This window comes from Pseudomonas sp. FBCC-B1565 (assembly GCF_059133265.1).
Genome location: NZ_CP101438.1, coordinates 885,888 through 898,896, shown reverse-complemented (window position 1 = coordinate 898,896; position 13,009 = coordinate 885,888). Strand labels below are relative to the sequence as shown.

Genomic DNA, 13,009 nt, shown 5'->3' with positions numbered 1-13,009 from the left:
AACTCCATTGAGGGAGAACGTCATGAGCCGAGCTTTTGTAAACGAGGACAACGCCGCCGCCCAGGCCGACCAGCCGGTAGAGCGCCAGGTCAGCGAGCAACCCAACCGCCTCACCGCGCAAGGGCTGGCGCAGTTGCAGGCCAAGGTTGCGCAGTTGCAGCACGAATACGGCCTGGAGTCCGCCAAAGACGACAAGCAGCGCCAGGCGGATCTTGAGCGGGATTTGCGCTACTTCAACCAGCGGGTGCAGAGCGCCCAAGTGGTGGCGCCCGCAACGTCCACCGACAAGGTGCAGATCGGCAGCTGGGTAACCTTCGCCAATGAGCAGGACGAACAGCAACGCATTCAGTTGGTCGGTGAAGACCAGGCCGACGCCGGCGCCGGCTTGATCAACTGGGGGTCGCCCCTGGGCCGCGCCTTGCTGGGCGCCCAGGTCGGCGACGAGGTGTTGTGGCAACGCCCCGTCGGCGATCAGTTGATCGAAGTGCTGCGGATCGAGCCCGAGGCTTAGACGATGCCTTGGGCCAGCATGGCGTCGGCAACTTTGACGAAGCCCGCGATGTTCGCGCCTTTGACGTAGTTGATGCGGCCGTTTTCTTCGCCGTAGTGCACGCAGGCATGGTGGATCGACTGCATGATGTTGTGCAGCTTGCTGTCCACTTCACCGGCGCTCCACAGCAGGCGCATGGCGTTCTGTGACATTTCCAGGCCACTCACGGCCACGCCACCGGCATTGGACGCCTTGCCCGGGGCGAACAGGATGCCGGCCTCGATAAAGATATCCACAGCCTCCAAGGTGGTCGGCATATTGGCGCCTTCGGCCACGCAGAGGCAGCCGTTGCGCAGTAGAGTACGGGCGGCCTCGGCGTCGAGTTCGTTCTGGGTCGCACAGGGCAGTGCGATATCGCAGGCCAGTTCCCAAGGGGTTTTACCGGCGCGGAATTCCAGGCCGTAACGTGACGCCAGTTCGCTGATGCGCCCGCGCTGCACGTTTTTCAGCTCCAGCAGGGCCGACCATTGTTCCTCGGTCAAACCGCTTTCGGCGTACAGGGTGCCTTCGGAATCGGACAGGGAAATCACCTTGCCGCCCAGGTCCATGACCTTGCGCGCCGCATATTGCGCCACGTTGCCGGAACCGGACACCGCCACGCGCTTGCCTTCAACCCGCTGGTTGTTGCGCTTGAGCATTTCTTCGGCGAAGTATACGCAGCCAAAACCGGTGGCTTCCGGGCGAATCAGGCTGCCGCCGTAGGTCATGCCCTTGCCGGTCAGCACCGAGGTGAACTGGTTACTCAGGCGCTTGTACTGGCCGAACAGGAAGCCGATCTCACGGGCGCCAACGCCGATGTCACCGGCCGGCACGTCCACATCCGCGCCGATATGGCGATACAACTCGCTCATGAAGGCCTGGCAGAAGCGCATGACTTCGGCGTCGCTCTTACCTTTTGGATCAAAGTCCGAGCCGCCTTTGCCGCCGCCCATGGGCAGCGACGTCAGGGAATTCTTGAAGGTCTGCTCAAAGGCGAGGAATTTCAGCACGCCCAGGTTGACCGACGGGTGGAAGCGCAGGCCGCCTTTGTACGGGCCGATGGCGCTGTTCATCTGGATACGGAAACCGCGATTGACCTGGACCTTGCCGTGATCATCCACCCACGACACCCGGAAGGTAATCGCGCGTTCCGGCTCGCAGATGCGCTCCAGGATGCCCGAGGTCAGGTAGTGGGGGTTGGCTTCGAGAAACGGCCACAGGCTGCGTAGGACCTCTTCTACAGCCTGGTGGAATTCCGGCTGGTCAGGGTCGCGTTTCTTGAGACGGGCAAGGAAGGATTCGACGGATTCGATCATGAAAAGTCTCGGCAAATTGATTGTTTTTAAATGAGATTGGGCCGGACTTTAACAATTCATGTCGCACCGCGACAGGGCAAAATGTCGCCTTTGTGAATTTAAATGGTGCATTAGATGTAAATCACAGGCCATTTCTGCCCTTAAACAGGGATTTCAGCTCAAGCGACGCACCAATAGTCACACAGCTATCGGGGGCAAGCCCCCTCCCACATTTGAAAGCAAAAAAAACGGAGCCCGAAGGCTCCGCTCTTTCAAACCACCAGCCCGGATCAGGCCAGTTTTTTGTGCCGTACACGGTGCGGTTGGGCAGCTGCTTCGCCCAGGCGCTTCTTACGGTCCGCTTCGTACTCGGTGTAGTTACCTTCGAAGAACACCGCTTGCGAGTCGTCTTCGTACGCCAGGATGTGGGTCGCGACGCGGTCAAGGAACCACCGATCGTGAGAGATCACAATGGCGGCGCCCGGGAAGTCCAGCAGGGCTTCTTCCAGGGAACGCAGGGTTTCAACGTCGAGGTCGTTGGACGGTTCGTCGAGCAGCAGGACGTTGCCGCCCTCTTTCAGGGTCAGGGCCAGGTGCAAGCGACCGCGCTCACCACCGGACAGGTCCTTGACGAACTTCTGCTGGTCGCCGCCCTTGAAGTTGAAGCGACCGACATAGGTACGCGACGGGATTTCATAGTTGCCGATGCGGATCTGGTCGGAGCCGTCGGAAATCTGCTGGAACACGGTCTTGCTGCCGTCGAGGTCTTCACGGCTCTGGTCCACGCAGGCCAACTGCACGGTTTCGCCAACTTCGATGGTGCCCGAATCCGGGGTTTCCTTGCCCATCAGCATGCGGAACAGCGTGGATTTACCCGCACCGTTACCGCCGATTACGCCGACGATCGCGCCTTTTGGCATGGAGAACGACAGGTTGTCGATCAGCACGCGGTCGCCATAGCCTTTGGAAACGTTCTTGAACTCGATGACCTTGTCACCCAGGCGCGGACCGGCCGGGATGTAGATTTCGTTGGTTTCCGAACGCTTCTGGAATTCCTGCGACTGCATTTCTTCAAAGCGTTGCAGACGGGCCTTGGACTTGGACTGGCGGGCCTTGGCGCCTTTGCGCACCCACTCCAGTTCTTCCTTCATGGCCTTTTCGTGGGCCGATTGCTGCTTGGATTCGGCGGCCAGACGGTCGGACTTGGCTTCCAGCCAACCGGAGTAGTTGCCCTCGTAAGGGATACCGGCGCCACGGTCGAGTTCGAGGATCCAGCCGGCGACGTTGTCCAGGAAGTAGCGGTCGTGCGTGATCGCAACCACGGTGCCCGGGAAATCGTGAAGGAAGTGTTCCAGCCAGGCGACGGAATCGGCGTCCAAGTGGTTGGTCGGTTCGTCGAGCAGCAGCATGTCGGGGGCCGACAGCAGCAGGCGGCACAGGGCCACGCGGCGCTTCTCACCACCGGACAGGTGTTCGACCTTGGCGTCCCACGCCGGCAGGCGCAGCGCGTCGGCGGCGACTTCCAGCTGGCGCTCCAGGTTATGACCGTCGCCGGCCTGCAGGATCGCTTCGAGCTTGGCCTGCTCGGCGGCCAGTTTGTCGAAGTCGGCGTCCGGTTCGGCGTAGGCGGCGTAGACCTCGTCCAGGCGTGCCTGGGCGTTCTTGATTACGCTGACGGCCTCTTCGACCACTTCACGCACGGTCTTGGTCGGGTCCAGGATCGGCTCTTGCGGCAGGTAGCCGATATTCAGATCTGGCATCGGGCGGGCTTCGCCTTCGAACTCGGTGTCGACGCCGGCCATGATTTTCAGCAGCGTGGATTTACCCGAACCGTTGAGGCCGAGTACGCCGATCTTGGCGCCTGGGAAAAAGGACAGCGAAATGTTTTTCAGGATTTCCCGCTTCGGGGGGACAACTTTGCCCAGCCGATGCATGGTGAAGACGTATTGAGCCATGGAGAACCTAGCGTCAGTGACTGATGAATTAAGCGGACGAAGCCCGTGCCAGGCCATGCGCGGCGCGGGCCGTTGACTATCATCAATGCCTGCGTGCGGTATAAAGCCTGAATATCTGGGGCTGGAACGCCCCCGCGTAACCGGCAAAGCTACCTGAATGCGCTTGGTCAGTCCAGCCAGGCAAGGGCTGGCACTTTGCCACAAGTCAAGGCATGCTAGCCGCCCTCCGGGCGTCCGGCTTATAGTGCACGTCGCGCGCCAGTCCAGCCAAACCGCAGGATCACAGCTTGTCCAAAGTCACGCCGCCAACTCCCCTGCGCGCCGCTCATATAGCGCCGGGAGCGCCCCTGCACGGCACCCTCAAAGGCGCATTGGCGACGCTTGTCCTCATGCTGCTCGCGTTATTGTTCTGGCAACTGCTGGACCAACTGCAACAAAACCAGAAGAACCAGCAGCAATACACCATCGACTACAGCGCCGACCTGGCTGAACAGATCAGCCTGAACATGGCCCTCAGCGCAAAGATTGCCCTGAACCTGCTGCCGATGGTCGAGCCGCCGCGTGACAGCGAACAGCAACAGGCCTTGATGCGCACCTTGCAACGTTCGTTGCCGGAACTGCGCAGCATCGCCCTGCTTGCCCCCAGCGGTGCAATGATCAGTGACAGCGCCACTGATAGCCAGGACAGCGCCTGGCTCGAAGAACTGGTGCAACGCAGCCACGGCCAGTCTTATTACCTGAGCAACAGCAATGACGGCACCCTCATCTATCTCTTGTTGCACCAGCCAAGTGGCGGCTCACGGATGTATTGGGCGCTGCGCCTGGCGCCCAACTACCTGACCAACCTCACCCGCCAGGACGGCCAGGGCCAGCGCCCGATGTGGGCCATCGAGAACCGCCTTAACCATCGCGTGGTCAGCCGTGACAGCGGCATGCCGGCGCAGTGGACCTCGGCGCTGACCCCGGACGAATTGAACAAAAGCGTGCTGGTCACCCCCCTGAGCAAAAGCGACTGGCAATTGCGCGGGCTGTTCGACCGCAGCGCCGTGCTGGAGCAACTGCTGCCGGCCTTCATCGGTAAATGCCTGCTGGGCCTGGCGTTCTCGTTGATCCCGGTGATCGTGCTGCTCAACATGCGCCGCCGTCAGCGCCAGGTGCATGAGGGGCGGCGGCGCTACCAGGATATTTTCGAAGGCACCGGCGTGGCCCTCTGCGTGCTGGACCTGTCGGGGCTGAATGCGTTCTTCGACAAGACTCGGCTGGAAACCCGCGAGCAACTGCACGCCTGGCTGCAGGACAACCCTGGCGAGCGCCAGCAACTGCTCAAGGAACTGCGCGTCACCGAGGTCAACCAGGTGGCGGTCAGCCTGCTGAATGTGGGTTCCTGCGAGCAGGCCTGGGAGCGCCTGATCGATGACTGCCCACGCAACGCTACGTCCATCGGTTACCAGATTCTCGAAGCCGTCCTGACCCAACAAAGCCAGTTGGAGCTGGAAATCCAGCTCAAGGACGTGGTCGGCAACGAGCAATACCTGTGGCTAGTGATGCGCCTGCCCGAGCAGCAGGACGATTTCAAGGCGGTGATCCTCAGCATCAGCGATATCACCAGCCGCAAGCTGATCGAACTGTCGCTGGTGGAACGCGAGAGTTTCTGGTCGGACGTGGTGCGCACCGTGCCCGACCACCTGTATGTGCAGGATGTGATCAGCCAGCGCATGATTTTCAGCAACCACCATCTGGGCCACACCCTCGGCTATAACAAGGCCGAATTGCAGCAAATGGGCGAGTACTTCTGGGAAATCCTGCTGCACCCCGAAGACGCCGAGCATTACCACGACTTGCGCCAGCAACAGCGCCAGGTCGGCTACACCACCCAACTGCAATGCCAACTGCGTTTCCGTCACCGCAATAACGACTGGCGGCGCTTCGATATTCGCGAACAGGCCCTGGCGCGGGACAAGACTGCGCAAATCACCCGCATCATCGGCGTGGCCAAGGACATCACCGACCAGATCGAAGCCAGCGAATCCCTGCGCGACAGCGAACAGCGCTACCGCATGCTGGCCGAAAGCATCAGCGACGTGATCTGCTCCACCGACAGCCAGTTGGCCCTCAACTACATCAGCCCGTCAGTCAACGCCGTGCTCGGCTATGACGTGGACTGGGTGTTCAAGAACGGCTGGCAGTCAATCATCGCCAACCCGCAGCAACTGACCGGCATTTACAGCCTGATGGAACAGGTCAGCCGCGCGCTGGGCGACCCCGAGGCACTGAACAGGCTGCGTGATGAGATCCAGACCCAGCTGTTCCTGTTCGACTGCCTGCGCGCCGACGGTCGCAAGGTGCCGATCGAACTGCGCCTGGTGCTGGTGTGGGACGAACACGGCGCGTTCGAGGGCATCCTTGGGGTGGGCCGCGATATCAGCCAGCAACGCCGCGCCGAGAAAGACCTGCGCATGGCGGCCACGGTATTCGAACACTCAACCTCAGCGATCCTGATCACCGACCCCGCCGGCTATATCGTGCAGGCCAACGAGGCGTTCAGCCGGGTCAGCGGCTATGCGGTCAGCGATGTGCTCGACCAGTTGCCGAACATGCTCACCGTCGATGAACAACAGGAAGCCCACCTGCGCTATGTGCTCAAGCAGTTGCACCAGCACAGCACCTGGGAAGGCGAAGTGTGGCTCAAGCGTCGCAATGGCGAGCATTACCCGGCGTGGGTCGGCATTACTGCCGTGTTCGACGATGAAGGTGACCTGGCCAGCTACGTGTGCTTTTTCAGTGACATCAGCGAGCGCAAGGCCAGCGAGCAGCGCATCCACCGCCTGGCCTACTACGACGCCCTGACCCACCTGCCCAACCGCACGCTGTTCCAGGACCGCCTGCACACCGCGCTGCAGTCGGCGGAACGACAGAAGTCTTGGGTGGTGCTGATGTTCCTCGACCTCGACCGCTTCAAGCCGATCAACGACTCCCTGGGCCACGCCGCCGGCGACCGCATGCTCAAGGAAATGGCCACGCGCCTGCTGGGCTGCGTCGCCGAAGACGACACCGTGGCGCGCATGGGCGGCGATGAGTTCACCTTGCTCCTGCAACCACGGGTCAACCGTGACATGGCGCTCAACCGTGCGATTCATGTGGCCGAGCAGATCCTCGCCAGCCTGGTGAAACCCTTCGTGCTGGAGGGCCGTGAGTTCTTCGTGACCGCCAGTATCGGTATCGCCCTGAGCCCGCAGGACGGCAACGAACTGAGCCAGTTGATGAAAAACGCTGACACGGCGATGTATCACGCCAAGGAACGCGGCAAGAACAACTTCCAGTTCTACCAGGCCGACATGAACGCCAGCGCCCTGGAACGCTTGGAGCTGGAAAGCGATTTGCGCCATGCGCTGGACCAGAACGAATTCGTACTCTATTACCAACCGCAGTTCAGCGGCGACGGCAAACGCCTGACCGGCGCCGAAGCCCTGCTGCGCTGGCGTCATCCGCGCCGCGGCCTGGTGCCGCCGGGAGACTTCATCCCGGTGCTGGAAGAGTTGGGCCTGGTGGTGGATGTGGGCGACTGGGTGATCAGTGAGGCCTGTCGTCAGCTCAAGACCTGGCACCAGAACAAGGTGCGGGTGCCGAAAGTCTCGGTGAACATCTCGGCTCGGCAATTCTCCGACGGCCAGTTGGGTACGCGCATCGCCACCATCCTCAAGGACACCGGCCTACCGCCGGCGTGCCTGGAGTTGGAGTTGACCGAAAGTATCCTGATGCGTGAGGTCAACGAGGCCATGCAGATCCTCGACAGCTTGAAAAACCTGGGCCTGAGCATTGCGGTCGACGACTTCGGCACCGGTTACTCGTCGCTCAACTACCTCAAGCAATTCCCCATCGATGTGTTGAAGATCGACCGTACCTTCGTCGACGGCCTGCCTTCTGGCGAACAGGACGCGCAGATCGCCCGCGCCATTATCGCCATGGCCCACAGCTTGAACCTGGCGGTGATCGCCGAGGGTGTGGAAACCCATGAGCAGCTGGATTTCCTGCGTGAGCATGGCTGTGACGAGGTGCAGGGCTATCTGTTCGGGCGGCCGATGCCGGCGAACCGGTTCGAGGCGCAGTTCAGCAATGATGCGCTGTTCATGTTCGACTGAAGTTTTGCGGTGAGGCCACTGGCCTCATCGGGGGCAAGCCCCCTCCCACATTCTGATCTGCGAACACATTCAACTGTGGGAGGGGGCTTGCCCCCGATCAGGCACTCTCAGCCACCGCCTATCCCCAGATGAGCTCCACTTGTCCGCGACATGATGTCCTTTCATATGCCATCTAAAACCCATTGGGTTAGAATGCCCTCCTTTTCTGCCCCCGATCCTTGAGGACCGCCATGTTCAGCCGTGATTTGACTATTGCCAAGTACGACGCCGATCTCTTCGCCGCCATGGAGCAAGAAGCCGTGCGCCAGGAAGAGCACATTGAGCTGATCGCTTCGGAAAACTACACCAGCCCTGCGGTGATGGAGGCTCAAGGCTCGGTTCTGACCAACAAGTACGCCGAAGGCTACCCAGGCAAGCGCTACTACGGTGGTTGTGAGTACGTCGACGTGGTTGAGCAACTGGCCATCGACCGTGCAAAAGAACTGTTCGGCGCCGACTACGCCAACGTCCAGCCACACGCCGGTTCCCAAGCCAACAGCGCCGTGTACCTGGCCCTGCTGCAAGGCGGCGACACCATCCTGGGCATGAGCCTGGCCCACGGCGGTCACCTGACCCACGGCGCCAGCGTTTCCTCCTCCGGCAAGCTGTACAACGCCGTTCAATACGGTATCGATGCCAACGGCCTGATCGACTACGACGAAGTCGAGCGCCTGGCGGTTGAACACAAGCCAAAAATGATCGTGGCCGGTTTCTCTGCCTACTCGCAGATCCTGGACTTCCCACGCTTCCGCGCTATTGCTGACAAAGTCGGTGCCTATCTTTTTGTTGATATGGCCCACGTTGCCGGTCTGGTCGCCGCTGGCGTCTACCCGAACCCGGTGCCTTTCGCTGACGTCGTGACCACTACCACCCACAAGACCCTGCGCGGTCCACGTGGCGGCCTGATCCTGGCTCGCGCCAACGCCGACATCGAGAAGAAGCTGAACTCCGCTGTCTTCCCAGGCGCCCAGGGTGGCCCGCTGGAGCACGTGATCGCCGCCAAAGCGATCTGCTTCAAGGAAGCGCTGCAGCCTGAGTTCAAGACCTACCAGCAACAAGTGGTCAAGAACGCCCAGGCCATGGCCAGCGTGTTCATCGAGCGCGGCTTTGACGTAGTGTCTGGCGGTACCGAGAACCACCTGTTCCTGCTGTCGCTGATCAAGCAGGACATTTCTGGTAAAGATGCTGACGCTGCCCTGGGCAAAGCCTTCATCACCGTGAACAAGAACTCCGTGCCGAACGACCCACGTTCGCCGTTCGTCACCTCCGGCCTGCGCTTCGGCACCCCGGCTGTGACCACTCGCGGCTTCAAGGAAGCAGAGTGCAAGGAACTGGCTGGCTGGATCTGCGACATCCTGGCAGACCTGAACAACGAAACCGTGATCGACGCGGTACGTGAGAAGGTCAAGGCCATCTGCAAGAAGCTGCCGGTGTACGGCGCTTGATTGCAGTTGCTTGAATAAGAAGCCCGGCTGAAGAGCCGGGCTTTTTTATGCCAATTCCAGTTTGAAATACAGTTAATTGTGGGAGGGGGCTTGCCCCCGATAGCAGTGTGTCAGTCACAGAGTTATCTACTGACACACCCTCATCGGGGGCAAGCCCCCTCCCACATTTGATTGTGTTTCAAGTCAGGGTTGGTAGACCTTGGCAAAACCTTCGCGAATTTTGTCTTCGGGCAACTCATCGGCAATGAACACGATCACACTCTCTCGCACCTCGCCTTCGGCCCATTCGGTATCCCAATCGAAACCGTAGAGTTTCAGCACGCCCTGAAACACCATGCGCCGGTCTTCCCCGGCAATGTTCAGCACGCCCTTGTAGCGCAGCAGTTGCTTGCCGTGGTCTTCCAGCAGTTCGTTCATGAACTCACTGAGTCGGTCGATATCCAGCGGCTGGTCGGTGCGCAGCACCAGGCTGGAGATACGGTCGATGGACGGCGCGGCGCGCACCGGGCGCAGGCTCATGCCCGCGTTGAGGTTGAAGCCGCGCACATCGAGCAGTTCGGCCAAATCAATCTTGCCGTGCTCGACCACGCGAATCGGCGCACGGCGGTTGATGCGGGTCAGGCGTTCGCTGAGTGCGTCGAAGGTGGCGTCGTCCACCAGGTCGCGCTTGCTCACCAGCAGGCGGTCGGCAAAGCCGATCTGGGCCTGGGCGATGGTCTGGGTCAGGTGGTGCTCGGCGTGGGCCGCGTCCACCAGGGTGATGATGCCGTCGAGGATGTAGCGCTCACGCAATTCCTCGTCGATGAAAAAGGTCTGGGCCACCGGCGCCGGGTCGGCCAGGCCGGTGCACTCGATCACCAGGCGGTCGAAGGCGATCTCGCCGCTGTCCAGGCGCTCGAGCAGCAGGTACAGGGCTTTGGTCAGGTCGGTGTGGATGGTGCAGCACACGCAGCCGTTGGACAGGGTCATGACTTGCACCGGCTCTGCGCCCAACAGCTGGGTGTCGATACCGGCGTCGCTGAATTCGTTTTCGATCACGGCGATTTTCAGGCCGTGCTCGGCTCTGAGCAGGTGGCGCAGCAAGGTGGTCTTGCCGGCGCCGAGGAAGCCGCTGAGGACGGTGACCGGGATGGGAGAGGACAAAATATTCTCCTTGAAGGAACACAGAAACAAATGTGGGAGGGGGCTTGCCCCCGATAGCAGCGTGTCAGGCGCTTATCTGTCACTGACACACCGCTATCGGGGGCTTGCCCCCTCCCACAGGGGAGTTGCGTTAACTCAACAGCACTTGGGCCCACCCTTGCCGCCGTAACGGGCTTCCTGGCGTTCCCGGAAGAACGCCTTGTAGTCCATCACCGGCTTGTCCGGGTGTTTGGTTTGCATATGCTCGACGTAGGTGTCGTAGTCGGGCATGCCGACCATCAGGCGCGCGGCCTGACCGAGGTATTTACCGAGGCGACTGATGTCATTGAACATGGTTGCAACCCTCGATTACGCGTCCGGTACGGCCTGGAACGGGGCTTCTTTATCCGTACGTTCTTTGTTGCCCCAGGCGGCGACGCCAACCTTGAGCGCATAGAACAGGATGCTGAACACCACGAACAGGAACAGCGCCGTCAGCGTTGCGTTGGTGTAGGCGTTGTAGATCACGTGCTGCATCTGGTCGATGCTCTTGGCCGGGGCCAGGATCTGGCCGTTGGCCAATGCATCGCTGTATTTCTTCGCCAGCGACAGGAAGCCGATCGCCGGGTTGGCGTCGAACAGCTTGATGAAGCCCGCGGTGGTGGTGCAGATCAGCAGCCAGACGGCCGGCAGCATGGTCACCCAGATGTAGCGTTGGCGCTTCATTTTGATCAGCACAACGGTAGCCAGCATCAGCGCGATACCCGCCAGCATCTGGTTGGAGATACCGAACAGCGGCCACAAGGTGTTGATGCCGCCCAGTGGGTCGATCACGCCCTGGTACAGCAGGTAACCCCACATCGCCACGCAGCCTGCCGTTGCAATGAGGTTGGCGGTCCACGACTCGGTGCGTTTCAGCGCCGGCACGAAAGAGCCCAGCAGGTCCTGCAGCATGAAACGACCGGCACGGGTGCCCGCATCCACCGCCGTCAGGATGAACAGCGCTTCAAACAGGATCGCAAAGTGGTACCAGAACGCCATGGTGTTTTCACCCGGCAGTACGCTGTGCAGGATCTGTGCGATACCCACCGCCAAGGTCGGTGCACCGCCGGCACGCGCCAGGATGGTGGTTTCGCCGATGTCATGGGCCACGGCTTGCAGCGCCTCAGGCGTGATCGCAAAACCCCAGCTGCTGACGGTTTGCGCCACGGCAACCACATCACCACCGACCACGGCGGCCGGGCTGTTCATGGCGAAATACACGCCCGGTTCGATCACCGAAGCGGCAACCATCGCCATGATGGCCACGAACGACTCCATCAACATGCCGCCGTAACCGATATAACGGGCGTTGGTTTCGTTATCCAGCAGCTTGGGCGTGGTGCCCGAAGAGATCAGCGCGTGGAAACCCGAGACCGCGCCACAGGCGATGGTAATGAACAGGAACGGGAACAGGCCGCCCTTCCACACCGGGCCGGTGCCGTCGATGAACTGGGTCAGGGCCGGCATTTTCAGCTCGGGCATGGTGACCAGGATGCCGATCGCCAGGGCGATGATGGTGCCGATTTTCAGGAAAGTGGAGAGGTAGTCACGCGGTGCCAGGATCAGCCACACCGGCAGGACGGCGGCGACGAAACCGTAGCCGATCAGCATCCAGGTAATTTGAATGCCGGTGAAGGTGAACGCTTTGGCCCAGACCGGATCAGCGGCAATCTGCCCGCCCAGCCAGATCGAACCCAGCAGCAACAGCACGCCGATGATCGAAATTTCACCGATGCGGCCCGGGCGGATGTAGCGCATGTAGATGCCCATGAACATCGCGATCGGGATGGTCGCCATCACCGTGAAGATGCCCCATGGGCTCTCGGCCAGGGCCTTGACCACGATCAGCGCCAGCACCGCGAGGATGATGATCATGATCAGGAAGCAGCCGAACAGCGCGATGGTCCCCGGGATGCGGCCCATCTCTTCGCGAACCATGTCCCCCAGGGAACGGCCATTGCGACGGGTGGACAGGAACAGGACCATGAAGTCCTGCACCGCACCGGCCAGCACCACGCCGGCAATCAGCCAGAGCGTGCCGGGCAGATAACCCATTTGCGCCGCCAGTACCGGGCCGACCAGCGGGCCTGCACCGGCAATCGCCGCAAAGTGGTGACCGAACAGGATGTGTTTGTTGGTCGGCACATAGTCCAGACCATCGTTGTTGAGCACTGCGGGGGTGGCCCGCCGTGGATCGAGCTGCATCACATTATTAGCGATGAACAGACTGTAGTAGCGGTACGCAACCAGATAGATGGCCACAGCAGCGACCACAATCCACAAGGCGTTGATCGCCTCGCCGCGGCGCAAGGCCACTACGCCCAGGGCGCACGCTCCTACGATTGCCAGCACCAGCCAGGGTAGGTGGCGTAGCAGGCTATTATTATTTTTCATTTTTGTATTCCAGCCAGGGTGGACAGAAAGGACAGCCATCCGGAGTTTA

At 61.0% G+C, this 13,009-nt stretch carries 8 protein-coding genes; 3 read left to right on the top strand and 5 right to left on the bottom strand.

Features of this window, described 5'->3' with window-relative positions; genetic code table 11:
* The first annotated feature begins 22 nt into the window (after window positions 1-22).
* On the top strand, window positions 23-511 hold the full coding sequence (locus tag NL123_RS04235; protein WP_494357271.1) for a GreA/GreB family elongation factor: 489 nt from the start codon (window positions 23-25) through the stop codon (window positions 509-511).
* Here the strand turns inward: NL123_RS04235 and gdhA are convergent.
* Window positions 508-1,845: an NADP-specific glutamate dehydrogenase gene (gene gdhA, locus NL123_RS04230; RefSeq protein ID WP_494357270.1), complete on the bottom strand. Its 1,338-nt coding sequence runs from the start codon at window positions 1,843-1,845 to the stop codon at window positions 508-510. The two genes, NL123_RS04235 and gdhA, sit on opposite strands and share 4 nt — an antisense overlap.
* A 269-nt stretch (window positions 1,846-2,114) precedes the next feature.
* Entirely contained in the window at window positions 2,115-3,779 is a 1,665-nt protein-coding gene (ettA, locus tag NL123_RS04225) for an energy-dependent translational throttle protein EttA (protein ID WP_071493613.1), read from the bottom strand.
* Between the two features lie 287 nt (window positions 3,780-4,066).
* On the opposite strand from ettA, the gene NL123_RS04220 reads away from it, so the two are divergent.
* Together NL123_RS04220 and glyA are read left to right on the top strand one after the other, a co-directional pair.
* Window positions 4,067-7,918: a sensor domain-containing protein gene (locus tag NL123_RS04220; protein ID WP_494357269.1), complete on the top strand. Its 3,852-nt coding sequence runs from the start codon at window positions 4,067-4,069 to the stop codon at window positions 7,916-7,918.
* 230 nt (window positions 7,919-8,148) lie between these two features.
* Complete coding sequence (gene glyA, locus NL123_RS04215) at window positions 8,149-9,402, top strand: serine hydroxymethyltransferase (protein WP_494357268.1); 1,254 nt, start codon at window positions 8,149-8,151, stop codon at window positions 9,400-9,402.
* Between the two features lie 183 nt (window positions 9,403-9,585).
* Here glyA and yjiA read toward each other — a convergent pair whose 3' ends face one another.
* The 3 genes from yjiA to NL123_RS04200 form a co-directional block, all read right to left on the bottom strand.
* Window positions 9,586-10,545 (bottom strand): GTPase, encoded by a 960-nt coding sequence (gene yjiA / locus NL123_RS04210; protein ID WP_248484676.1) that lies wholly within the window; start codon window positions 10,543-10,545, stop codon window positions 9,586-9,588.
* Between the two features lie 135 nt (window positions 10,546-10,680).
* Window positions 10,681-10,878, bottom strand: coding sequence for a YbdD/YjiX family protein (locus tag NL123_RS04205; protein WP_003194308.1), 198 nt, complete (start codon window positions 10,876-10,878; stop codon window positions 10,681-10,683).
* Between the two features lie 15 nt (window positions 10,879-10,893).
* The gene (locus NL123_RS04200; RefSeq protein ID WP_058427703.1) at window positions 10,894-12,960 is read right to left on the bottom strand and encodes a carbon starvation CstA family protein; all 2,067 of its coding nucleotides are present in this window, start codon (window positions 12,958-12,960) and stop codon (window positions 10,894-10,896) included.
* Between the last annotated feature and the right edge of the window lie 49 nt (window positions 12,961-13,009).